General features: G+C 43.6%; 19 protein-coding genes. 6 read left to right on the forward strand and 13 right to left on the reverse strand.

Features of this window, described 5'->3' with window-relative positions; all coding sequences use genetic code 11:
* Positions 1 to 180 precede the first annotated feature (180 nt).
* The 8 genes from ACTUJY_RS03040 to thrC all read right to left on the reverse strand — a co-directional run bounded on the left by ACTUJY_RS03040 (position 181) and on the right by thrC (position 11,463).
* A complete protein-coding gene (locus tag ACTUJY_RS03040; protein ID WP_463614579.1) occupies positions 181 to 1,548 on the reverse strand; it encodes a DUF1329 domain-containing protein in 1,368 nt (455 codons plus the stop codon).
* 14 nt (positions 1,549 to 1,562) lie between these two features.
* Positions 1,563 to 3,452 (reverse strand): DUF1302 domain-containing protein, encoded by a 1,890-nt coding sequence (locus tag ACTUJY_RS03045; RefSeq protein ID WP_463614580.1) that lies wholly within the window; start codon positions 3,450 to 3,452, stop codon positions 1,563 to 1,565.
* Positions 3,453 to 3,692: 240 nt separating this feature from the next.
* Positions 3,693 to 3,917, reverse strand: coding sequence for a DUF2835 family protein (locus ACTUJY_RS03050; RefSeq protein ID WP_463614581.1), 225 nt, complete (start codon positions 3,915 to 3,917; stop codon positions 3,693 to 3,695).
* A 56-nt stretch (positions 3,918 to 3,973) separates the two neighbouring features.
* On the reverse strand, positions 3,974 to 5,275 hold the full coding sequence (locus ACTUJY_RS03055; protein WP_463614582.1) for a saccharopine dehydrogenase C-terminal domain-containing protein: 1,302 nt from the start codon (positions 5,273 to 5,275) through the stop codon (positions 3,974 to 3,976).
* 11 nt (positions 5,276 to 5,286) lie between these two features.
* On the reverse strand, positions 5,287 to 6,408 hold the full coding sequence (locus ACTUJY_RS03060) for a M14 family metallopeptidase (RefSeq protein ID WP_463614583.1): 1,122 nt from the start codon (positions 6,406 to 6,408) through the stop codon (positions 5,287 to 5,289).
* A 181-nt stretch (positions 6,409 to 6,589) separates the two neighbouring features.
* A complete protein-coding gene (locus ACTUJY_RS03065) occupies positions 6,590 to 7,222 on the reverse strand; it encodes a chalcone isomerase family protein (protein ID WP_463614584.1) in 633 nt (210 codons plus the stop codon).
* A gap of 247 nt (positions 7,223 to 7,469) precedes the next feature.
* Positions 7,470 to 10,079, reverse strand: coding sequence for a bifunctional aspartate kinase/diaminopimelate decarboxylase (locus ACTUJY_RS03070; protein WP_463614585.1), 2,610 nt, complete (start codon positions 10,077 to 10,079; stop codon positions 7,470 to 7,472).
* A 4-nt stretch (positions 10,080 to 10,083) separates the two neighbouring features.
* Positions 10,084 to 11,463: a threonine synthase gene (gene thrC / locus ACTUJY_RS03075; RefSeq protein ID WP_463614586.1), complete on the reverse strand. Its 1,380-nt coding sequence runs from the start codon at positions 11,461 to 11,463 to the stop codon at positions 10,084 to 10,086.
* 365 nt (positions 11,464 to 11,828) lie between these two features.
* Here thrC and ACTUJY_RS03080 point away from each other — a divergent pair, with 365 nt between their 5' ends.
* Positions 11,829 to 13,058, forward strand: a complete 1,230-nt coding sequence (locus ACTUJY_RS03080) for a TonB family protein (RefSeq protein ID WP_463614587.1) — start codon at positions 11,829 to 11,831, stop codon at positions 13,056 to 13,058.
* Positions 13,059 to 13,111: 53 nt separating this feature from the next.
* On the opposite strand, the gene ACTUJY_RS03085 is transcribed toward ACTUJY_RS03080, so the two are convergent.
* Genes ACTUJY_RS03085 through dapA form a run of 3 tightly spaced genes read right to left on the reverse strand, consistent with a single transcriptional unit; the run spans position 13,112 to position 15,865 of the window.
* On the reverse strand, positions 13,112 to 13,885 hold the full coding sequence (locus ACTUJY_RS03085; protein WP_463614588.1) for an MBL fold metallo-hydrolase: 774 nt from the start codon (positions 13,883 to 13,885) through the stop codon (positions 13,112 to 13,114).
* Positions 13,885 to 14,979, reverse strand: coding sequence for an outer membrane protein assembly factor BamC (bamC, locus tag ACTUJY_RS03090; RefSeq protein WP_463614589.1), 1,095 nt, complete (start codon positions 14,977 to 14,979; stop codon positions 13,885 to 13,887). The genes ACTUJY_RS03085 and bamC overlap by 1 nt, the downstream gene beginning before the upstream one ends.
* A gap of 10 nt (positions 14,980 to 14,989) precedes the next feature.
* Positions 14,990 to 15,865 carry a 4-hydroxy-tetrahydrodipicolinate synthase gene (gene dapA, locus ACTUJY_RS03095; RefSeq protein WP_463614590.1) on the reverse strand — a complete coding sequence of 292 codons (876 nt, stop codon included), beginning with the start codon at positions 15,863 to 15,865 and terminating at the stop codon, positions 14,990 to 14,992.
* A 243-nt stretch (positions 15,866 to 16,108) separates the two neighbouring features.
* Here dapA and ACTUJY_RS03100 point away from each other — a divergent pair, with 243 nt between their 5' ends.
* From ACTUJY_RS03100 to ACTUJY_RS03110, 3 genes are all read left to right on the forward strand, one after another.
* Complete coding sequence (locus ACTUJY_RS03100) at positions 16,109 to 16,642, forward strand: glycine cleavage system transcriptional repressor (RefSeq protein ID WP_463614591.1); 534 nt, start codon at positions 16,109 to 16,111, stop codon at positions 16,640 to 16,642.
* A 72-nt stretch (positions 16,643 to 16,714) separates the two neighbouring features.
* Complete coding sequence (gene bcp, locus ACTUJY_RS03105; RefSeq protein WP_463614592.1) at positions 16,715 to 17,191, forward strand: thioredoxin-dependent thiol peroxidase; 477 nt, start codon at positions 16,715 to 16,717, stop codon at positions 17,189 to 17,191.
* A 164-nt stretch (positions 17,192 to 17,355) separates the two neighbouring features.
* Complete coding sequence (locus ACTUJY_RS03110; protein ID WP_463614593.1) at positions 17,356 to 18,768, forward strand: PhoH family protein; 1,413 nt, start codon at positions 17,356 to 17,358, stop codon at positions 18,766 to 18,768.
* A 21-nt stretch (positions 18,769 to 18,789) separates the two neighbouring features.
* On the opposite strand, the gene ACTUJY_RS03115 is transcribed toward ACTUJY_RS03110, so the two are convergent.
* Both ACTUJY_RS03115 and ACTUJY_RS03120 read right to left on the reverse strand, forming a co-directional pair.
* On the reverse strand, positions 18,790 to 19,872 hold the full coding sequence (locus tag ACTUJY_RS03115) for an AI-2E family transporter (RefSeq protein WP_463614594.1): 1,083 nt from the start codon (positions 19,870 to 19,872) through the stop codon (positions 18,790 to 18,792).
* Entirely contained in the window at positions 19,869 to 20,153 is a 285-nt protein-coding gene (locus tag ACTUJY_RS03120; protein ID WP_463614595.1) for a sulfurtransferase TusA family protein, read from the reverse strand. Before ACTUJY_RS03120 ends, ACTUJY_RS03115 begins: the two co-directional genes overlap by 4 nt.
* A gap of 138 nt (positions 20,154 to 20,291) precedes the next feature.
* On the opposite strand from ACTUJY_RS03120, the gene ACTUJY_RS03125 reads away from it, so the two are divergent.
* Entirely contained in the window at positions 20,292 to 21,758 is a 1,467-nt protein-coding gene (locus tag ACTUJY_RS03125; RefSeq protein WP_463614596.1) for a M48 family metalloprotease, read from the forward strand.
* A 140-nt stretch (positions 21,759 to 21,898) separates the two neighbouring features.
* Positions 21,899 to 23,677 (forward strand): acyl-CoA dehydrogenase C-terminal domain-containing protein, encoded by a 1,779-nt coding sequence (locus tag ACTUJY_RS03130; RefSeq protein WP_463614597.1) that lies wholly within the window; start codon positions 21,899 to 21,901, stop codon positions 23,675 to 23,677.
* Positions 23,678 to 23,697: the final 20 nt, after the last annotated feature.

Here is a 23,697-nt window from a genome sequence, read left to right on the forward strand (position 1 = left end):
ACCTCGCATCCATAATCATTCTTTAACGATGCCTTTAAAACGCTCAAACAGGATAGAAAAATGTTCCGTTCATGAAGCCGGTTATGAGCATACTAAAACAAAGGCCGGAAAACCGGCCCGATTGACAAACTCATTAATTCCAAACTCGTACACCCAGCCAAAAGCTGGATGCCTTTGGATTTACCGACGACCCGCTCGGCGTAATGCCGCTGGCGTAAAGTCAGACTCTGAACGTTTAATATTAAAGTCGTACATATCGTCTTCATTGTCTAATCCGATGGCGATGTATCGACCTGCTTTTAAATCGTGAATAACATCTAAAGTTGACCATAAAGTCGGCACTTCATAATAGTTCAACGCATAAGCAAATCCAACACGCCAGAGCTCATCTGAGTTATCGTAAATATCGGTAACTGCGATTTGCCAGCTGTCTTCATCGAGGAAAAATACGCGCTTTTTGTAAATATGACGGGTATCTTCTTTTAAGGTAGCTTCAACAACCCAAACTCGGTGCAACTCCCAACGCGTGTAATCTGACTTAATGTGACCCGGCTGAATAATATCATCGTATTTCAACTCATCAGAATGCAACTTATAACTGTTGTAGGGAATATACATTTCCTTTTTACCTAACAGCTTCCAGTTATACCGGTTGGGCGCGCCATTAAATAAATCGAAGTCATCGGTTGTTCGAAGGCCATCCGCAGCGGTACCAGGCGCATCGTAAGCAACATTGGGCGCTCGACGTACCCGGCGCTGTCCGGTGTTGTAGGTCCATGCTTGACGTGGTTTTTTAACTTGGTCGAGCGTTTCATGAACGAGCAGTGCAGTTCCAGCAAGTCGTGCTGGCGATAAAACCCACTGCTTAAATAAAAACAGCATATTACCCGCTTCCAACTCTTCCGGAGTCATACCTTTACGAGTGTAGATTTGATCCAGTTCATCGCGAAACTTAACCATAGTATAAGCACCGTCTCGAGTCGGTGTCGCTTGACCGGTGTCGCGCGTAACTGTCACACCACGATACCGTACGATATGATTCCAAATCGCCTCTAATCCGTTTTGCGGAATTGGAAAAGGTGTTCCAATTGCAGCACTTTTTAATCCGTTTCCACCTTCTACCAATTCGGTGCGAGTTGCGTTAGCTTTCGTCGCGTCATACACATATTGCGGGTAAGAAGCGGAGCGACGTGTTGGATACACTGGAATGTTAAAAGTCTCGGGATAAGCTTGGAACATCGCCATAATGCCAGGCGATAGTTTGTCAGCAAACTGTGCTGCATTTTGCGCAGTAATCGTAAACGAAACTTTATCGTTTGCAAAAGGATCCGGGTGATGGTCTCCTACTTTATATCCTGCTGGAGGCTTAGTTATGCCGCCATTCCATACTGGGATGGTTCCCTCAGCATTTCCGGCTTTTTCGGAGCCCATTGGCGTTAGATCTTTACCGAGCTTTGCAGCATCGGTAGAGCTGACTTTTGCTACAGCACTTTGCGCAATCGCTAGCGCAATCGCCCCAGAAAGAATGCTTTTTAATGTTTTATTCATCTGTTCAAACCTTCTTAGAATGAGTAACTAGCGGTTAAAGCAACAAAATCGCGATCTGAAAGCTGATTAGCTGTACCACCACCGAAATATCGATTGTACGCAAAGTCGACTCTCCACTCTTGCAGATAATCAAATTCCGCGCCCAAAGCTAATGCCTTGCGACCTTCCACGAAGTTGCTGATCGGTGCAGGCGTTGTTCCAGACACATCGTGTTGGAATATCAGCCGTGGTGACATATTCCAAGCCCCAATAACACCACTATAGTCAGCCTTCAGAACCACTCGGTAACCCCAAGAGAAGTCATCTGCAAACCGATTCGTTTCTACACCTTCACACTCGACAGGTATTCCGGCTTGACTGGATGGCTGAATACTACCTGGAGTTGCTGTTACACAAGTGTAACCATTGGCAGGATCGTAAATAAAGCCAGTCCCTCTGCCATCACGGTCCGGATTTCCGCTGCGTGCAGTTCCTGGTGCTTCAAACCGCAAAACACTTTGATCGGGCATATCTTGTATTTGATTAAATCCAAACTCCGTTAAAAACGTCCACTGTGATGCTCCGAGTCCAGGCCCTAATAAATTGGTCAGCGTAAACTGTCCTTGAATCGTATCAAACAACCGATAGCCAGAGATCTCCTCTCCTGGCGCTGCGGATACATTTAATTGTGAAGTACCCCGTGGCACAGAAAGGCCATCGATCGTCGCAAAAAGTAGCTCTACATCGTCTACCTGTAAAGGCTCATCGATTCGATAAGAGACTTCACCCGCGATAGAAAGACCGCCATCTGTCGCTGTATTAAAGCTAATTCCATAAAGCTCAATATCTTCAATGTATTCGAAGAATCCAGTGACGCCGCCTGCTGACAGTTCAAACGCGTTTGCTGAAATGACCGGGCGCTTGTTATGGTAGTTCAAATAATAAAAGCCAAACTCGGTATCCCCTAAATCTTCTGAATACCAACCCAGTTTGATACCAAACTGACCATCGTCTCGAGCTTCACGATCGGCGATTCGACGTGCAACGGTACCACTGGTACCTTCTCCGTATTGAGAAAAGCCCAGATGAATCACATCTCGGGAGTCCCACTCTCCTGCAAAGTCAGCAGTCGCAAAGTATGTTCCTGACTCATCCGTACGAAATGCTTCCCACTCAAATTGCGCATAAGCTTCTAATGTAACGGTTGGCGATAAATCGATCGATGCCCATAATGTTTGCACAGGAATGAACGCCTCTTTCAGTTCCGCTCCCGGAACTCGCAGCTTAGTCGCATCGATCGGGTTTGCTTCAGAAATACTGTGTTGAATAAATGTGCTTTCTCCCCAGTTGATTACCTGCTCACCAACACGAACTTGCAAAGCCGATTCATCAAAATACCAAGTATGGAAAATATAAGCATCCAACAGCCTTACGTCTTCACCATGAACCTCTTTTGCTTTATCGGTAAGCTCTCGAAATCGTCGGTCTTCATCATTCAGTTCAAAATCATAGAACCAAGCACCGCGAACAAAAAATCCCACACCGCTCGAATGTTTTAATCCAAAATCATGCGTCGCTTTAATTACTTTTGAGAAAGTATCCCATTGATGGAAATTTTGGTTGCCGTCATCACCGTTGTTTGACCAAGCACCGATCGACATTTGATTGGAGCCGGGGGCATCCGTTAAATAATTCGCACTTCGATTCGCATTGTTGGATCGACCAATTAAATTTGGATCGCGTTTTTCGGCACGCCAACTGGCACCAATAGACAAGGTAGTATCAAAACTTCCTTCCCACTCGCCCCAAGAAATGCCTACCGCATGTGTCGCGGGAACCGCTAACGCCAGAGTAACGGCAGATGCCAGCTTGGCCAACTTTGGAGACGAGGATTGAGCACATAGGTTAAGCCCTTTTTTTGTCATCTTTTTTACCTTCCCCGTTTTTAATTTTGTTTGGATGCTGATGGTTAAATAACCAGATTTCTGTTTAATAATCACCAGTTTGAAGCGGATTAATTACTTAGACTAACCATCAAAACAGTGAACTATTGGACTTTATTATTAAAAATCCTCCGACCAGTTTAAAGTATTTTTTTAAATATATTATTTTCCAATATTTTCAAAGAGTTATAACATTGAATTGTATTTTGCAACGCAACAATTTTAACTTTCTTGCCGCGTCAAGCCTATAAATCGACGGTTATCATCAATCTGAAGAAGAAATCGCCCAAAAACACCTTCATGCTCAACGAAAGGGAAAAAATGCTTTGCAGGAATTTGCAGACGCGTACCGTTTCGCGCGCGACAGCGAACATAACGAGCAGAACCTCGGTAAATTTTTAACCATTCTTCCTTGGGTATATTCAAATCAATTAAATAGGTTGGCATAGTAAACCAGTTCAACCGCGTAATAAAAAAGTATTACGCGGATAAAAAGTAACTGTTTATTTAAAAAAGTACTCTTCCATTTTCATTTCAGTGCTCTCATGGCAATGTATGCCTTCTTTTTCAAGCGCTTCAAGTAGGGGCTCATAAAAGTGCCTCTGTACTGGAATATGAACACCTTTATCGGATATTTCACCATCCAGGATCAATTGGCTAGCAATCCCCACCGGATAACCTACGGTCTTTGCCATCGCACTGAACCCATCAACATCACCTTTTACGACCAAAGTGGAAGACAAGAATTCACTATTACCTTGGTATACAATTTCAAACTTATGCTGTAGCGCGATCATGTCAAACTCGCCAACTTTATAGTTCAACTTCTGTTTCAATACATGACAGAACGCATCTAGCATTGAATTTGTATCAGGCAATGCAGAGTTAGCGTCTAACCCTAACCAATGAAATGCCTCTTTTACCGTGTCCGAAAGCGTAATACCGCACCGATTGAGTTGTTCGTGTAGCCATTGTTCCCAGGTAAGCTCCGTATTAACCGAAGAGTTAACATCCAATAAACCAAGTTGATGAGCGGCTTCGAAAATTTCTGCAAACCCGGGATATCGTAAAGTACCACGAATCAGGTTTTTCACTTCAGGGATTCCATAAGCTTCACGATAAGGCACGGAGTTGCGATTTGGATATCCCTCCAACATCAACTTATCATTTATTTTGACTGGCTTTACACTGCGCAAAAGTTGCTCTGAAGAAATGGTGGTTACAGCGTTATTTTTTAAATAGCTCGCCTCATTTAATAAGGCTAGCAATACCGCTCTAGGAGCCCAGGCAAATTTGTAACCTAACGGATTATCATTACACTCAGGAGCAGGTAGTCCACCACACCAAGACGCAAAAGAAACCACTTCAGCGCCTTTATCGTGCGCTTCATCGATCACTTTCATCGCCGATAGATGATCGATACCGGGATCCAACCCAATTTCATTCAATATCAATACACCATTATTACGTGCAGCCTGATCGAGTTCGCGCATTTCGTCACTGACGTAAGATGCAGTGACCATAGGCTTTTTACGCTCTATACACAGTTTCGCTATTGGTACGTGAAAAATGTAAGGCACCAAACTGATCACCAAATCGTGCGATTGGACCAAATCTCCCATCTGCTGCATATCGGTAACATCAGCACTGGCTGCAGTCACACCGACATTTTCTTTTGCTAGCGCTTCGGCTTCGGCAAGAATATTAGAGACCACCGTTAATCGATTTTCATCGTTACGTGTTAAATATTCAACCACAGGGCCAGCAACAAAACCGGCACCTAATACAAGTATTTTGTGTTCCATAAACGTTTAACCTACTTAGGTAAATTCAATAACAATGGCTGGAGAATGGCTGCGCCTAATTGTTTACTTCGTTCTGGTGACCAGCCTTTTACAGGATCCGGTAAATTCGCATTGTCTTTAAAAGGCATTTCCAAAGTTGCCGATAGACAACCAAACGTTTCACCAACCCAAGAGCTTGCAATGCTTAAATCGGCTTTACCTGGTTCATCTTTCGGATAACCAAACTCGGTTTGAAACTCAGGTGTCGCCGCCAGAAAGTCCTGCTTAAACTTTTCTTCCTTCTCTGCCATGCTTTGATTAAAACTGGGGATACCTTCACAGCAGGCCAAAAAGTTATAGGGCAAGCCTTCATCACCGTGAACATCGATAAATATATCTGCACCTACCTGTTGCATCATCTCTTTTACCAAGAAAACTTCCGGACTCTGCTCCATGGAAGCTTTGTCCCACTCCCGATTTAGATTTACGCCAGCAGCATTGGTCCGCAGGTGTCCGCGCTCCGATCCATCGGGATTCATATTAGGCACCAGATAAAAACAACTGTTTTGCAATAACTTTTTACTGACCGCATCATCATCATCTAACAATCGCTCCAGCAATCCTTCTATAAACCACTCAGCCATTGTTTCGCCGGGATGTTGTCGTGCGATCATCCAAACTTTATTGGCAGCAACAGGATTTCCGACCGTTAAAAGATTAATTTCTCGACCATCAAGCGATTCACCAAGAACACGATGTTCTACCAAAGGGTGAAGAGCCGCTTGATGTACTAAGGATAAGTGGCGCTCGTAACTGTAAGGAGCGAAGTAGGCAAAATAAGCACTGTTATGTTCAAAAATCAGCTCAAACTTCAATTGGTTGTCATGATAGTCGGTAGGAATGCGAAACCAATCTTCACCATCATAACTGCAGCAGACTCTATAATCTTTCCAGCCATCCGGAAAAGAGCATTTTTCAGCATCTTTTATTGCAAACTCTACATTTTTCCCTAACGCATTGTTTGCTTTAAAGAAAAACCACTGCTTAAATTCTGACTGATGGTCATTTTTGATGGCAAGGACAAACTTTGTTTCAGCCGACTTTTCAACAACCTCAATATTGCCCGCGGAAAACTGAGCATTTATTTGAACCATAAAGGAACCCCTTTAAACAACAATGTCGAAAGGATAAAGATGTCAAAACCTAATGTAAATGGCTCTTAGAACTTAACCTCAAATCTTTAAGCGGTTGATTAAAATTCATCCACAAATTCAATGAGTACAACCCAGAGCAAGCACCTTTGATCAAAAAGCGAACAAATACAAAAAAGGCAGCTTAGCTGCCTTTGATATCAATAAATTTTCGTTGCAAAGCGATAACTTCCTTATCGTTTTTATTATTACCGCTGATCCCTTCTTTAAACGCCGCACTGATTGGCTTTTCGCCGAGCCAAGCTTTAAACAATACTTTGTCAAATCCGCGCTTGTTAATATTGCCCAGTACTTGATCGTTATAGCGAACCGTAACACCACGTTTAGGTTCATAATCAAAAATTAAGGTATCCCCTTTTTCATAAATACTCCGAAATAGCCCGATGAGTTTTCGCAGCTCATTACGGTAAGCTTGCAGTTCTTCCGATGTATTATTAATTCTTAAACTGCCAGCTAACTCTCGACCAAAGCTTCTTGCAGAAACGCGATCCAACGCGAAACGAATTTTTAATCGTTTGTGCGCTTCCAAAAAAATGACATCGGTATCGATTGAAGACTTTTCCTGAAGATACAACGCCGCAATATAATAATCGGCATTGAGCTTTTTAACCGCACCCAGACCATTCAAAAACACTTCGGTGTCGGAAACCGTGTCTTTTTGCAATGCATAAAGCTCGTCGTTACTTGCAGAATGCGCAAAAATAGAAATGAAACAAAGAATGGAACTGACTAACAAAGGCTTGAATTTGATTCGCACAGTGACACCTATCCTCGAACTCGCTGACTTATTGGAAACTCCCGAATTTCGCCAAGTTGTCCAGTCCCTCGGAACAGGCTCTTATTATATTGCATGGTAACTCAGTGCCTGTCTATTGCCCAAAATCGAGATGTCAAGAAATAAACACGCTTTGACTGGTTATACCACGCTTCAACTCAACAATTTATACCAATTGTTTCTAAATGTCACATTTTTATAGGGAATTATCTCGCTCCTAATTTACAAGCTAATCGTCGAGCACAATTTCAGCCGCAGGTGCGCGCATATTATAAGAAGACGCCATGACACGCCCGTACGCACCAGTATTCGCGATCAAAATTGTATCCCCTTCAAAAGATTCGGGCAGCAGGCGATCAATGCCCAACTTGTCGCCGGTTTCACAAATCGGACCAACGATTGTGTATTTACGGCTGACAGGTTGCTGTAACCGAGAAAGGTTTACGATAAAATGATAGGCGCCGTATAACGCCGGGCGAATCAACGAATTCATCCCGGTTTCAATACCCAAATAGCCGGTACCTGTTTTGCCTTTCAACTGAGTCACTCGTGCCAACAACACACCACTTTCTGCTACGATAAAACGCCCAGGCTCCAACCAAAGTTCAATAGAGTCACCAATAAGATGCTTCAATTGAGCTAAAGATTCATCAACTTGCCGTAAGTTAAGTTCATTTTGTAATGGCTTTTCAACAATTCCCAATCCACCACCTAGATCCAAACAAACAACATCAGGAAAATGCTTCAGCAAGTTCAATAAAACCTGCCCGTTGTCATGCCAGTTTTCAGCACTTAGAATTCCGCTTCCAACATGGCAGTGTAGGCCGACAACTCGTACATTATGTTGCGCAAACAGTTGCTTTGACTGAAGTAAGGCATCTATAGGGATACCAAACTTGGCTTCATTTCCGGCCGTTTTTACGTGATGGTGATGCCCTCTTCCTGTGCCCGTATCGATTCTCAATAAGATTTCACGTTCAGCAAAAACTTCCGGCCAATGTTCTAGAGGGTATAAATTATCAAGCGTTAATCGCACGCCGTGTTCGAACGCTTCCAAGTATTCAATTCGAGGAGCGAAGTTCGGAGTAAATAAAATACGCGCCCGCGAAATTTGCGGAAATAACTTCAAAATATAGCGAACCTCTTGAATGGACACACACTCAAAGCCCAATCCTTCTTGCTCTATTCGATGCAATATTTGTGGATGCGAGTTCGCCTTAATCGAATAAAATATTTTATCGATATTTTTTAAAGCTATTAACTTTTCAATTTGATTGGCTACTTTTTGTAATGAGTAAACATAACAAGCGCCTTGAGACTCACGCACCGCTTCGAGTTCATGAACGCGTCGATACCACCAACTGTCGGTAACGAGACTTTTTGCTGAGGTCGATTCTGCAGCGAATAACTCGCCCCATGTTGAGCCAAAAGAATCACAATTAATATTATTGGAAATTAACGTTTCATGCAGTTGCTTAACTAACTGTGGCGCTTCGTGTTCTTCAATAACAAATGTAAAGTTCAAATTATTTGCCGCTTGCGTCAACATGTGTACCGATCGATTACGGAACAATCCAAATGCCTCACTGAGTTGCGCCAATAACATTCGAATTGAACGTCCGACAATACTAACCGCCGCACAATTTTCCATTACAGTAACTCGACATATTTTTTCGAGTTCACGTACAAGCAGCTGGATTCTTTTGCTTGAGATCCCTTGTGTTAAATTATCCAGAGTCACAGTAACATTTGTCTCCGATGTCGAAATCTGATCAACCGATAAACCATGCCGATAAAAAATATTAAACGCTTCGGCCAAAAATCCTGGCGTTTGCCACATATCCGATGTTTCCATAGCAATCAGTAACACGCCATTTCGAACCGAAATGCCCTTAACTTGAGGTTCCGATTGTTGAAAGTTTCCGATCAAGGTACCTTTTTTGTTTCGGTCAAATGCAGAGCCAACAAACACCGGTATATTTGCGTTTCGCACGGGGCGCAAACAACGAGGATGCAACACCTTTGCGCCTGTAGATGCGATTTCTTGCGCTTCACGATAATCCAACTGCAACAGCTGTCGGGCTTCGGGTAGGTGCCTCGGGTTGGCAGAAAACATTCCCGGCACATCCGTCCAAATATCCAACTGAGACGCGCCTAATAAAACCGCAAAATACGCTGCAGACGTATCCGAGCCACCTCTTCCTAACACTACCGTCTCACCACACTGATTCGCAGCAACAAAGCCCTGAGTTATGATAACGTTACCCAGCTTCGACAGCTGTTCGCTGTGTTCGGTGTTTTTTTCAATTCGACATTCAGCATTTAAATACCGGTCCGCCACCGAACGATGCTCACCAGACTCGGCGATTAACCACTCTCTCGCATCAGTATATTCAACCCCGCCAATGAGTTTATTTTCCAGATAGTGGCGTAACATCAACGAACTCAATTGCTCACCTAATGCCATAACGGAAGCCTGTACTGCATAAAAAGAAGCTAACTCTTCCTGTAACAGCCGTTGATGACTTTGACGAACCGCTTCAATCTTTTCTTCTATCAGTGGACGAAAATCCGATTTTGGTAAATCCAAAACAGAAATTTTTTCCATATGAAGTTGCGATAACTGCTCGCAGATGTCATCAATATTGATCTGTTCCGGTTGATTAATCACGCTTTCGAGTAGATTTGAAACACCACTAAAAGCAGACACCACCAACAACACCTGTTTTTTCTGTTTGCGGTAGCCTTTCACGATTTCAATAATGTTATTTATTGACGTTAAAGAAGAAACACTGGTGCCACCAAATTTGGCGACTATCCATGGCTGCGCATAGGTCATTGGGTTACCTGCTTAAAATAAAAGAACGAACATCGTCGATTTGATTGGATAGGATAAATTTACGTTGTGGTAAGGATTTAAGTGCGAACACACTGGCCGGCCACTTGATCGTTTGTCCGGTAATATCCTGCACCGTTTCAGAAAATTTTAACGGATGCGCCGTTGACAAACAAATGACATTTTTCTCTAACGACTTCTGTGCTGCGCAAAGTCCCACTGCGGTATGAGGATCGACCAAATGTTTTTGTTTTGCCAGTTGCTGCATCATCTGTTGAGTACGTTGATCACTGATGCGGTGCACTTCAAATACTTCATGAAATTTTGCCAACACGTTTGACTCTATCCGAAACTCGCCAGTATCAACAAGCGTTTTCATTTTGTCCTTAATGTAATCCGCATCGCGATCAACCAGTTCGAATAACAACCGTTCAAAATTGGACGCAATTTGGATGTCCATCGCTGGACTTAAAGTCACTTGCGACGGCAAAGGCCGGTAAATGCCTTCGTCATAAACCCTGGCTAACAAGTCATTTTCATTGCAGGCGACAATTAATTTTTTCACTGGCAGACCACATTGAATGGCATAATAACCCGCCAATACATCGCCAAAATTTCCAGTAGGAACTGCAAAACACAGGTTTTCACGCAATGCAATGGGTTGTTGGTTGAAGGCGTAAAAGTAGTACACCATTTGCGCCATGATTCGGCACCAATTAATGGAGTTTACGGCCGTAAGATTTAAGCGTTTTCTGAGTTCAGCATCCGCAAACAAGGTTTTTACTATCGCCTGGGCATCATCAAAACTTCCGTTTATCGCTATCGGGAACACATTATCTGATGCACCACCGATCATCTGCAGCTCTTGAACTTCCGACACTCGCCCTTCGGGATAAAGCATAAACACATCGCAATGCTTCACACCCGATAAGCCAGCAATCGCAGCACCACCAGTATCGCCGGAAGTCGCACCGAGGACGGTGATGGGCTCATTTTTCTCACTTAACAAATAATTGAACAGCCTGCCTAAAAACTGCAGCGCAATGTCTTTAAACGCCAGCGTTGGCCCATGAAATAACTCCAACACCCTAAAGTCATCGTATTGCTTTAGCGCCACCACTTCGTTTGTATCAAAACTCGAGTAACTGTCAGCAATCAATTGCTTAATATCGTCAGCCTTGATATCAGGCGACATAAAGGGTTTAAACATTTCCAGGGCAAGTGTTTGATAATTCGTCGGTATCAGCCCAGCCAAATTAAACTTTGGAAACTTCTCCGGCACAAAAAGACCACCGTCTACTGCAAGCCCCTGCAAAATAGCCGAAGTAAAACTGTGTTGTGGTTGCCCACTTCGAGTACTCAAATAACGCATAGCTGGTTTAACCATTAGGTTGTATTGCCAATATTTTGAGAAAAAACCTTGAGAAAACAAAAACTTTTTGGTTATATGGTAGCTGCAAATCGATACGATTTTTGTATACTCTTTAGATTCTGCACAATAACAAATGGGAACTGCAAGGTCGCAATCAACACCTCAGGACGACGCCAAGGACGCACAGAAAACGCCAAGAGCGATATGAAGTACAAGGCAATATAAAACTAACATGCTGAATTTATTATAATAATTACAGTATTCAGCGATTGTTTTTGCGGTTGTTCCGCCTGTTTAAATCGTTCGACATACGGCTATTCAGATGTTCTCTGAAAGCGCAAAGACTTAGAGTAACTTCAGGTACACCTAAGGGGGTTGTAGTGACACGTAATTTGTTAACCCGGCTATTTTTGTGCCGAATCCGGCAATTTTTTCTGATTGCTTTCACTTTATCCAGTTTCGGATATGCATCTGAGACAGTAACACTCAAAGACGGCAGCCAACTTTCGCTGAAAGGTATTGGTATGGCGCAAGAGTTTCGTACCGATATTTATATGGGTGCTCTGTATGCTCCCGTCGGTTATGAATCGCTCGACCTCATTAAAGACATTAAAACACCCAAACGTATCGTCGTTCGTTACGTAGCGGATAACTATTCCTATCGAAAAGTTGGTCGACACTTCAAAGAACGCATTGCCATGAATAACGATCGAAGCGAATGGATGCCCATGACGCGAGAAATCGTTGGCTTTTCCAACTTGATCACACAAAACATGGTGACGGGTGATGAAATCACTTTGGACTTTATGCCAGGCGTAGGTACGGAAATCTATCTAAATGGCGTATTATTTGAGACTTTCGAAAACCCTCAATTTATTAACCTTATACTCAATGCCTGGACAGGATCTGTACCTCCTACCAAATCATTCAAAGCCGGAATCACGGGCGAACTGGATCAAGGAGAAACAGAGTCTCTAATAAGCCAATTTTTGGCGTTAACCCCCATTCCTGGCCGCTTTAAACTTGAACCACAAGTAGAAGAAACTGCAGAAGCGGAAAAAGAACCCAAAGCGGTCGCACAAAAACCAGTAAAGCAACCAGAGCCCAAACCAAAACCACAAGTTGCTAAAAAAGAGGAGCCAAAAAAGGAACCACCTCGACAGGTTGCTACGGTTACAACAGTTCAAGCCAAACCGAAAGCTCAAGAGAAAGAAAAACCAGCGCCAGCGGCTGAAAAGATTGCCCGTGTAGAAGTTGAAAAGCCGGTTATAAAACCTGAAGTTCAAACGCCTCCACCGCAAGAAGATTTAATCGATGAAGACTTAATTCGTGGTTCTTATATTCGCGACCTGATCGACGCTGTACGAAAAAATCAAACGTATCCTCGTAAAGCATTGATCAATGGAGAAGAAGGCGACGGCATTGCACAAGTTATCATCAGCCGAAGTGGTGAGCTGGTTGAAGTTAATTTAACAGAGCGCACCGGCTCAAGAGAGTTGGATAAAGCGGTGATTAAAATGATTCGTCGTACTTCGCCTTTCCCGCAAATTCCGAATGAAATTAAAGACAGTCAGTTTGAATTTGAAGTACCCGTTAGCTTTAAATTGTAATAGTAAAATCGTTCAGGGTGGATTTTTCCACCCTGTTTATAAAAACGTTCAGGTTAAGTTAAAGTAATCCATTCTGTTCCCTCGGTTTGTCTGGCGATTGAATATTGTAAAGAGTCAAATTCCGCCAAAATTTCCGAAACTTCCTGTTCCGAATTATTTTCTTCGCTTAAGTGCAATGCAACCACTGTCTGTAATGGATTATTTCGCAATGGGTGGTTCTGCAACTCATCCAATAATCGCTTCGCCTGATGATTGCTTAAGTGCCCGAGAATTCCAGCAATACGCTGTTTTAACGACGGCGGATATTTGCTGCGTTTCAAGCGCTCAATGCAGTGGTTGAACTCCAGCAATATCAACTGACAGCGCGTTAGCACCTCTGTGATGTGCGGTGTTATATGGCCGGTATCGGTAAGTATACCTACACACTGTTGTTCGAGAGAAAAAACAAATTGCACCGGCTCTCGTGCGTCGTGCGGTACCGTGTAAGGCAATACCTCTATATCACCTATGATTTCTGAAGATTCTGCACTCAAATAATTAGCATGTTTAAGTTTTTCAAACGATCGATGTAACGAGCAGCCTCGCGTTAACCACACAGGAATGTCAAATCGATTACTAAGTCGGACGACACCCGATGCATGATCGCCATGTTCGTGAGTCACCAATATCGCATCGATTTGATGAGCCTCAACCTGCTTCTGTTGCAACCGATTTTGAACGTCTTTTAAGCCAAAACCACAGTCAATCAAAAGCAATGTATTATCGCTGGCGACCAGTGTTGCGTTACCTTTGCTCCCTGATCCCAACGATGCAACTCGTAATGCCATTAACGCTTTTTTTTCTGTCGAGTATTTCGGCCAAAAGCTTCTGCTATGTGTGGATACAGTTGTGCCATTTTGGCATCGGTTAGAGGATTACCTTCGGTATCAATAAAAGAAAGCGTAACAGCCCCCTGTTCTTTGCCACCAATAACTAATTGATAAGCGCCTTTAACCAAGTCCAGAGCTACACCTTCATCATCGCCTAACAAAGAAGCAAAAAAGCCTGGTTCATTCGCTTCAAACTCAAAAAAGTAAGTACCAGTAATTTGATCTTTATCACTCAGAGTAAAACCAAATGGCTCCAGTACTTTTGGCGCTTTCAGCCAAACTGTACGCCAATCGCTATCAGCCACATAAGCCGCATTGTTGTTTACGTCTTTACCCAATGAAATAGCGAAACCCCGATTTAATTCGGCTAATTTTTTTGCATTATCGAGCCGCTCTAAGTAATCCATATAGCCGACAAATTCATTTAAAAACGCCGTCGCTACTTTATTCTTTTTAGGAACAGAAACCCAGCTGTCTTCGTCGTAAGGCATTTGCTGATGCTCAAGCAACTCGACTTCAACGCCCACTTCACCTTTACGCTCGCCAGCAATCACTTTTATTCGATATTGAGTGCGTACGAATCGAGGTAGATCGGTTCCAAACACGCTGCGCCACCACGCTTCGTTGTCAGTAATCACCCAGTCCGTCTGAAAACTGCCATCGGCGTCTTGATATGTCACTTCTTTGTATTTAAAAAAGGCTTTGATTTGTTCCACAAGCTGATCGGCCTCAATCATCCAGTAAACCCCTGGAAAAGTTGATGCACGATTAATGCGCATGCCTTGCGTAACTGCCAAAATTTGTATTGGAGGCTCTTTGTCGAGTTTCTCTCCGATAGGCAGCTGAGCCGCCTGTGAAGGTAAAGGCGGTATTTTAAGTTCATCGTCCATGCGCGAAGCATCGTAATCTGCGGGTAACTCAATGTCTTTTTCTTGTTTGGCCTTTAAATAGTCGTTAGTGGAGTCATGAATTAACCCATTTTCTCCGTACAGCCAGCTACAACCCGACAAAGTCAAACTGAATGCTGGAATCCAAACCCAAATAAACTTCATTCAAATCTCCTCAACCAACCAGAGATAGATGACGCAAAGTACTCTTTAATGCGTCTTTACCCGTTTCCAGCGGTGTTAATGGTAATCTTAAGTAATCTTGTATTTTATTCATTTGCGCTAAAGCCCACTTCACAGGAATAGGATTAGCTTCAACAAACAGTTGGTAGTGTAAATCTTTAATTTTTGCTTCAATTTCATGCGCCAGCGACAGTTGTTTGTGTAGCGTATGCGTACAACGCTGACTCATCAGTTGAGGAATCAGGTTCGCAGTTACTGAAATGACACCGTCACCTCCCTGCTCCATAAAAGCCTGTGCGGTAGCATCATCACCACTGAGTACAGCCAATTGACCTTTACATCCGGCAATAAGTTCCCGAGCTCGCTCAAGATCACCGGTAGCGTCTTTAATACCCATAATATTGGGGTGCTGAGCTAATCGAAACACCGACGAATTGACCAAATCACAACCTGTTCGTGAAGGCACATTATAAAGATATATCGGATGTTCCGCGGCATCAGCGACCGTTTCAAAGTGTTGGATTAAGCCAGATTGTGACGGCTTCACATAATAAGGTGTCACCGTAAGAAAGCCGTCAATTGGCAAATGGTTTAAACGATGAGTGTTAGCTATGACTTTTTCAGTCGCTACCCCACCATTACCAACAAGAACTTTCATCTGTCCACCGGACTCCGCCAGCGTCAATTCAACGAGTTGAATAATTTCAGCTAAATTTAACGCTGTCGATTCCCCAGTCGTTCCGGCTACCACGATGCCTGCCGTACCTGATTCTCGGTGCCAACGCACAAGAGAGCGATAGGCATCGATATCCATAGTACCTTCTGCTGTAAAGGGAGTAACGATTGCGACAAGACTGCCCGACAACATTCAACTTACCCGTATTTAAGCCAGTTTCAAAGAATGCGCTATGTTACTCATCACCCTCTCAGAGTACAAGTTTTGCTTAGAGTCAGTTGGCCTAAATCGCATAGCTTTTGCTTGCATCTCAATCAACAAACCATTCGATTCGATCAAACGTGAGCAAAATTCAATCAGAACTGATGAAATTCGCTGACATTTGCCCTATTTATCGCTACACTTCGCAGCTGTTTTAACCAGCAAGACCAAAGTATGACCGCACGACTGATATTGTCCGCCATCGCACCTAACCAACCTGGAATGGCCAATCAAATCGCCAATTTAATTCATGAGTTTGGCGCAACGATTCTAGAAAGCCACATGACGGTAATGAGTCGAGAGTTTGCGGTCATTATGGAAGTGTCCGGCCCTTGGAATGCATTAGCAAAACTTGAGCATCAACTGCCATTAAAAGCGCAACAAATTGGCATGCTCACTATGATAAAACGATCAGAAACCGCTAAAAACGACATTCCTATGACACCCTATCGAATTGTCGTTACTTCAGTCATTGATCGAAGCGTCATTAATACACTAACCGGATTTTTTGCAGAACAAAAAGTCAATATAGAAGAAATGAACTGTCGCACTTTTCTCGCGCCTCACAATGACAACATGATGAGTGAAGTCAAGCTCACCGTGACATTAACACCGGATCAAAACTGCGACGAAATTCGTTCAAACTTTAAACAACTATGCGACTCACTATCATTAGACGCAAGTTTCACGCCGTTAAAAAATTGTTAGCCAAACCTTGCAAGGTGCATTTTTATGGCGTAGATTCTTTAGAAAGTCACATTAAAAATTGGAGATCAGGCATTGAGTCATTCGCCTGCAATCGGAAAAAAAGCCCCTAATTTCAAACGTCCCGCCACTGGCGATAAAACCCTCTCTTTAAAAGACTTCAAAAATAAGCATCTGGTCATTTATTTTTATCCCAAAGACGCAACACCCGGATGCACAACCGAGGGGCAAAATTTTCGGGATCTCTACAAAAAATTTCAGAAAGCCAATTGCGATATTTTAGGTGTATCACGCGACTCTTTACGAGCGCATGAGCGCTTTAAAGAAAAACAGGCTTTCCCTTTTGATTTACTTTCTGATGAAGATGAGAGCATGTGTCAGGCCTACGATGTGATTAAATTAAAAAAACTCTACGGTCGAGAATACATGGGGATTGAACGCAGTACCTTTTTGATAGACAACAGTGGCAAATTGCGACAGGAATGGCGCAAAGTAAAAGTAAAAGGTCACGCAGAAGAAGTGCTTGCGGCGGTCGAGGCGCTCAATAGCTAGTCGGAAACGCCGTTTCACTAATTGCAAGTAGCAATCACTGGGTTTGTGATTAAAGCTTAATCAAAATACTTGCATCATTTGGAAACGGTCGCAGCTTTCAAATAGAGCTGGTTGTTTAGCAGACTTCGTCTTTCGCTATTCGTAACCTACCAAGAGGTATAAGAATGGCCAGAAAAAAGTTCAAGGGTAAACGCTTTTTTGTGCTTGATACGAATGTGTTGATGCACGATCCCACCGCCCTCTTTCGTTTCGCCGAACACGATATTTACATTCCCATGGTGGTGCTTGAAGAGTTAGATGGTGGTAAAAAAGGTGTTTCGGAAGTCGCACGAAACGCTCGTCAAGTCAGTCGCTATCTCGACGAACTCATGAACGGGGCAACTTCGGATGAAATTAAGAAAGGCATTCCGCTTTCCAATACCGCTTATGTTAACGATGAAATCACACGGGAAGGACGCATATTCTTTCAGGTAAAGGAACACCAAGACTCACTGCCCACCAGCCTACCAGGAAGTAAAGTAGACAATACCATTCTGAATATTGCACTGCGATTAAAAGAAAATCACCCGGACCAGCAAATCACACTGGTTTCCAAAGATATCAATTTACGCATTAAAGCAAAAATTATCGGTGTTCATACCGAAGATTATTACAACGATAATGTGCTCGATGAAATCGAACAACTTTTCACCGGCACTCAGGTTTTACCAGAAGATTTTTGGGAAACACACAGCCGCGAAATGGACTCATGGCTAGAAGAAGGTCGTACTTTTTATAAAGTTAAAGGACCATTGGTCGCTAAATGGTTTCCCAATATGTTTTTATATTCGTCTACCGACGATGGTTTCGAAGCCGTGGTACGCGAGAAAAAAGACAGCGTCGCAACAATTGAACTGGCAAAAGACTTTCATAACCAAAACCATAACGTTTGGGGTATCACCGCTCGCAACCGTGAGCAAAGTTACGCTTTAAATTTACTTATGGATCCAGATGTCGACTTTGTCACCCTCCAAGGCCCTGCTGGAACAGGCAAAACACTGCTTGCGTTAGCCGCTGCACTGGAACAAACCATCGAGCAAAAAATTTACAAGGAAGTCATCGTCACTCGAGTAACGATTTCGGTTGGTGAAGACATTGGTTTTTTACCCGGAACCGAAGAAGAAAAAATGACACCTTGGATGGGTGCCTTAATGGACAACCTTGAAGTACTGGCACCTGGTTCAACGGATGATGAATGGGGAAACCAGGCTACACAAGATATTTTACGACGCTGGTTGAAAGTTCGTTCACTCAACTTTATGCGTGGCCGCACTTTTCTCAATAAATTTGTCATCATCGACGAGGCACAAAATCTGACACCAAAACAAATGAAAACGTTAATTACTCGAGCAGGCCCTGGTACAAAAGTTGTGTGTCTTGGCAATGTGGCTCAAATTGATACGCCCTATTTAACCGACACCAGCTCCGGATTAACTTTTGTTGTGGATCGTTTTAAAAAGTGGCTTCATAGCGGGCATATCACTTTACAGCGCGGGGAACGTTCACGACTGGCTGATTTTGCTTCTGACGAATTATAGGGAGCACTCAATGCAGAAGCCTTATGCGGCTTCTGCAGACTCTTCTTCATCTGTGGTTTTTACGTCTTCCCACGCATTAATGACCGCTTTCACCAAAGTGGCCAATGGAATGGCAAAAAAGACTCCCCAAAACCCCCAAATACCGCCAAAAAACAATACTGCTATAATAATTGCAACCGGATGCAAATTCACCGCTTCTGAAAACAGAATTGGAACCAGTACATTTCCATCAAGCGCTTGAATAATACCGTAAGCAATCATGAGCCAAACAAATTGTGAGTCGAAACCCCACTGCACATACGCCATTAACGCAATTGGTAATGTAACGACCGCAGCACCAATATAAGGAATTAATACAGAAAAGCCTACCAGCACACCCAACAATAATGCGTAACGCAAATCCATAATGCTGAACACAATAAAACTTACCGCACCAACAATAAATATTTCCAATACTTTACCGCGGATATAATTTCCAATTTGAGCATTCACTTCGCCCCAAACTCGATTGGCCAAATACCGCTCTTTGGGCAACCAGCGCAACCCCCATTGAATGATTTCCGCTTTATCTTTTAAGAAAAAAAACAGCATTAAAGGTACCAGTATGAGGTAAACCAAAAGCGCTGCGACATTAAGTAATGAGCTTAAAGAAATTGAAACTACCAGCTCGCCAAATCCGCCCATTTTTTCACCAAAAGATTGGTATAACTCACTCATTTGCTCTGGTGTTACAAAACTTGGGTATTGCTGCGGTAGCTGATCCAAGGTTGTTTTCACTTTTCCTAACATACTTGGCGCGTCCGAAACCAAGTTTTCGAGTTGCTGCCAAATTAAGGGGACAACGCCCAAAATTAATAGTAGGCTAACCGTTACAAAACCAGAAAAGACAACAATCACTCCCCAGCGACGGCGCAATCCTTTATCTTCAAACGCTTGAACAATCCACTCCAATAAGTAGGCCAATACGATGGCAACAAAAACCGGCGCTAAAAGATCCGACAATGTGTAAATCAGCAAGAAGCCGAGTAACAAAATCATCAGCAGGATGACAGCTTGTGGATCAGAAAAGTTTCGGCGAAACCAGCGAATGAACAATTTAGTCATTTTGAATCCTGCAACGTTAAACTACAAAATGGAGCATCGTTAAACAGCGTAACCGTGACCTGCCACGAATCGTCATTACGCTCTTGCAATTGCACTTGCAATGCGTAACGATCAGCCAAACGCGACAAATCCTGGAAAAAAGTATAATCTGAAATTATAAATTGAAAACATTCTTTAGAACGACCTTGCATCATGAGTTGCTTAGCTTTAACTAATAACATTGGGCAGCGAAGCTCTCGCAAATCGTAGAAATAAGTTATTGGCTGTTCAGATATTTTCAACGGATAAACTTGATGCTAAGGTAGAAAACGCTATTGTATACATAAACCGAACCTCATAATACTGCCTGACAGAGAAATTCCTGAATCATTCAGCCGGAACTTTTACTGTCAAGTTTATTCAAATTCATATTGGCCGTAATGAAAGTTGAACTTGTTTTGAAACATACACTCAGTCTTCGCGCAATTCTGGCAACTCTGGCAATAACGACTTGCAGTTTAGTATGGTCGGCCAGCAACAAGCTACCAGATATGGGAAGCAGTACTTCCCGCACGCTTTCAGTGACTCAAGAGCAAGCCATTGGGGATGAATATATTCTTGGCGTTAGGCGATATTTGCCACTGGTGCATGACCCCTTAACCGTCGACTACATCAATCATCTAGGCTTTCGCATTGTAGAGCAAAACCCAGATGCCCAGGATCGTAAGTTCTACTTTTTCGTCATTCAAGATGTTTCCCTGAACGCATTTGCGCTACCTGGCGGCTATATCGGAACGCACACTGGCTTAATCACTGCAGCAGATAATGAAAGTGAACTTGCTGCAGTACTGGGTCACGAGATTGCGCACGTGACACAACGTCACCTCGCTCGACGATTGGAACTCCAAAACCAGCTCTCATTTCCGGCACTGGCCGCATTTATCGGAGCAGTCTTGGTAGCCAGTCAAAACCCGGAAGCCGGCATAGGAATGATGGCAACTTCACAAGCGGGTATGCAGCAGGCACTGATCAACCATACTCGAGAAAATGAAAAAGAAGCCGATCGAATTGGAATCATTGCCTTAAGCCGCGCAGGTTTTGATCCAGAAGCGGTTGCGGGCTTTTTCGAAAAAGTACAACACTCTACGCGTTACCTACGAAAACCACCGGAGTTTTTGATGACTCACCCAGTCACCCAAACCCGAATTTCAGATGCACGTGCCCGCGCTCGCGCTTTGCCTTCTCCTAGTAACCCCGATTCATTAGACTTCCATCTGGTCAAAGCGCGCCTCAGTGTTAAAAACGAGAAGCTTCAAGCGCCGCAATACGCCGAAAATAAAAAACGGTACCAACAAGGCAAGCTCACGAAGGAAATCGAACTCTATCACTACGCGTTACAAGCAAGTAAGCACGAAGATTTCTCAACGGCAATTCACTTGCTGAAACAACTGTATTTACAAAGACAACGCAATCTGATTTACCTGGTAAGCCTGGCCGAAACCTATATCGATGCTAAACAACCAGAAAAATCAATACCATTTCTGGAAGCAGAACTAAAAACGACACCCACCAGCTATCCCCTGATTATGACCTACGCCAAAGCACTCATCGACAATAAACAGCCCACAGCGGCCCGTGCTATTTTGCTAGAACACGCGTATAAGCCCAATGCAGAGCCCCAAATTTTTAAGCTGCTCGGTGAAGCCCAGAGTTTGTCAGGCTTTGCCGATGAAGTTCACGAGTCTCAAGGTCAATACTTGTTTGCAACGGGTGATCTAAAGGGGGCATTAGCCCAATTTGAACTCGCTTTGGGCCGTGGTTCGGACGATCCCTACGCAACAACTCGCATTCAAGCGAAAGTCGATAAAATCCGCTATATATTGCGGGAACGCCGGTTAAGGCACTGACGTTATTCACTCCGTTATAAAACCCTGATAATTAAACAACCAACTCAGCTCCAGATACGCACGCCCGATTTTTGTGCATGAGTCTTGACGATATTGGTCTGACCAGTTATTTTGTTATAAAACACATTGAGGTCAGACCTATGCCAGAATACAGAGCCCCATTATCCGATATTCGTTTTTTACTTCATGACTGGTTAAATGTTACCGAGCATTATCAAAAATACGGATTTGATGAAGCCGCCGACAAAGAATTGATCGACGCCATTTTGGAGGAAGGCGCCAAGTTCTCGCAGGAGGTACTCTCGCCTCTTAACCAAAGCGGTGATCAACAAGGTTGTCAATTTAACGACGGTGAAGTCACCACTCCAGAAGGTTTCAAGCAAGCCTACCAACAATTTTGCGACAACGGCTGGCCTGCATTAAGTGGCGATCCCGAGTTTGGAGGCCAAGGTTTGCCTTATTCCCTGTCTATGGTGCTGGCAGAAATGATTGCAGGCTCCAATATGTCCTGGGGCATGTATCCTGGTCTTAGCCAGGGTGTGATCGAAGCGTTAACATCGCATGGTTCCGATACTCAAAAACAAACCTACCTACCCAAAATGATTGAAGGACGGTGGACAGGTACCATGTGCCTGACCGAGCCGCATTGTGGTTCCGATTTAGGTATCCTTCGCACCAAGGCTGAGCCTACAGAAAATGGCAGCTATAAAATTACCGGTACCAAAATCTTTATCTCGGCAGGTGAGCACGATATGGCCGAAAATATCATTCACCTTACTTTGGCACGCCTTCCTGGTGCCCCCGAAGGTACCAAAGGCATTTCACTGTTTATCGTTCCTAAGTTCAAACTAAATGAAAACGGAGAACCCGGCGAACGCAACAGCGTCAGCTGTGGCTCTATTGAACATAAAATGGGTATCAAAGCCTCTGCAACTGCGGTATTGAATTTCGACGAAGCCGAAGGCTTTTTAATTGGTGAAGCCAATAAAGGATTGAACTACATGTTCACCATGATGAATGCCGCCCGACTCGGTACCGCACAACAAGGTCAGGCCGTGAGTTGTGCATCGTACCAAGGCGCCTTGGCTTACGCTAAAGATCGATTGCAAATGCGAGCACTTTCCGGAGCAAAAGAACCTGAAAAGTCAGCCGATCCGATCATCGTTCACCCAGACGTTCGTCGAATGCTGTTAACACAAAAAGCATTCGCTGAAGGTAACCGTGCGCTGGCGTACTATGCAGCAACTTTGGTTGATGCCGAAAGCCGGGCCGAAGGAGAGCGTAAATCAAAAATTCATAAAGAGCTGAGTTTTCTTACGCCTATTTGTAAAGCCTTTATGACAGAGACCGGCGTTGAATCCACCAACTTGGGAATGCAAGTTTTAGGCGGGCACGGGTATATTAGTGAATGGGGAATGGAACAACTGGCTCGAGATGCTCGTATAACCCCAATCTACGAAGGAACCAATGGCATTCAGGCGCTGGATCTTTTAGGAAGAAAAGTTCTCATGGATAAATTATCCACACTTCGTCGAGTCCAAAAGAAAATCAAATATTTCTGTAAAGACGCCGCAACCGATAAAGCATTAAAACCCTACGCCAGTGAGTTGAAAACACTGCTCCGAAAATGGTTTATGATTACGCTAACAGTCGCACGCAAAGCAGGGAAAGACCGAGAAGAAGTGGGTGCAGCTGCGTTCGATTACCTCATGTATTCGGGGTATATTTACCTGGCTTATACTTGGTTACAAATTGCGTATTGCGCAAGAAAGAAAGATGCGGATAGTGAATTGGCTAAGAGTAAGCTGGCAACGTGTGAGTTTTACTTTGCACGATTATTGCCTCGCGTAAAAACACACGCGGCTAATATAAAAAGCGGCGCAAAACCACTGATGCAAATGTCGGAAAGCCTATTCTAATTTTTAGAGGCGTTCACCGG

Source organism: Pleionea sp. WD8-19, from assembly GCF_055326765.1.

Excerpts from the sequence above, each read along its gene's own strand:
- ACTUJY_RS03040 (WP_463614579.1), bottom strand. The coding sequence starts at position 1,548 with ATGAATAAAACATTAAAAAGCATTCTTTCTGGGGCGATTGCGCTAGCG.
- ACTUJY_RS03045 (WP_463614580.1), bottom strand. The coding sequence starts at position 3,452 with ATGACAAAAAAAGGGCTTAACCTATGTGCTCAATCCTCGTCTCCAAAG.
- ACTUJY_RS03050 (WP_463614581.1), bottom strand. The coding sequence starts at position 3,917 with ATGCCAACCTATTTAATTGATTTGAATATACCCAAGGAAGAATGGTTA.
- ACTUJY_RS03055 (WP_463614582.1), bottom strand. The coding sequence starts at position 5,275 with ATGGAACACAAAATACTTGTATTAGGTGCCGGTTTTGTTGCTGGCCCT.
- ACTUJY_RS03060 (WP_463614583.1), bottom strand. The coding sequence starts at position 6,408 with ATGGTTCAAATAAATGCTCAGTTTTCCGCGGGCAATATTGAGGTTGTT.
- ACTUJY_RS03070 (WP_463614585.1), bottom strand. The coding sequence starts at position 10,079 with ATGACCTATGCGCAGCCATGGATAGTCGCCAAATTTGGTGGCACCAGT.
- thrC (WP_463614586.1), bottom strand. The coding sequence starts at position 11,463 with ATGGTTAAACCAGCTATGCGTTATTTGAGTACTCGAAGTGGGCAACCA.
- ACTUJY_RS03085 (WP_463614588.1), bottom strand. The coding sequence starts at position 13,885 with ATGGCATTACGAGTTGCATCGTTGGGATCAGGGAGCAAAGGTAACGCA.
- bamC (WP_463614589.1), bottom strand. The coding sequence starts at position 14,979 with ATGAAGTTTATTTGGGTTTGGATTCCAGCATTCAGTTTGACTTTGTCG.
- dapA (WP_463614590.1), bottom strand. The coding sequence starts at position 15,865 with ATGTTGTCGGGCAGTCTTGTCGCAATCGTTACTCCCTTTACAGCAGAA.
- ACTUJY_RS03100 (WP_463614591.1), top strand. The coding sequence starts at position 16,109 with ATGACCGCACGACTGATATTGTCCGCCATCGCACCTAACCAACCTGGA.
- ACTUJY_RS03110 (WP_463614593.1), top strand. The coding sequence starts at position 17,356 with ATGGCCAGAAAAAAGTTCAAGGGTAAACGCTTTTTTGTGCTTGATACG.
- ACTUJY_RS03115 (WP_463614594.1), bottom strand. The coding sequence starts at position 19,872 with ATGACTAAATTGTTCATTCGCTGGTTTCGCCGAAACTTTTCTGATCCA.
- ACTUJY_RS03125 (WP_463614596.1), top strand. The coding sequence starts at position 20,292 with ATGAAAGTTGAACTTGTTTTGAAACATACACTCAGTCTTCGCGCAATT.
- ACTUJY_RS03130 (WP_463614597.1), top strand. The coding sequence starts at position 21,899 with ATGCCAGAATACAGAGCCCCATTATCCGATATTCGTTTTTTACTTCAT.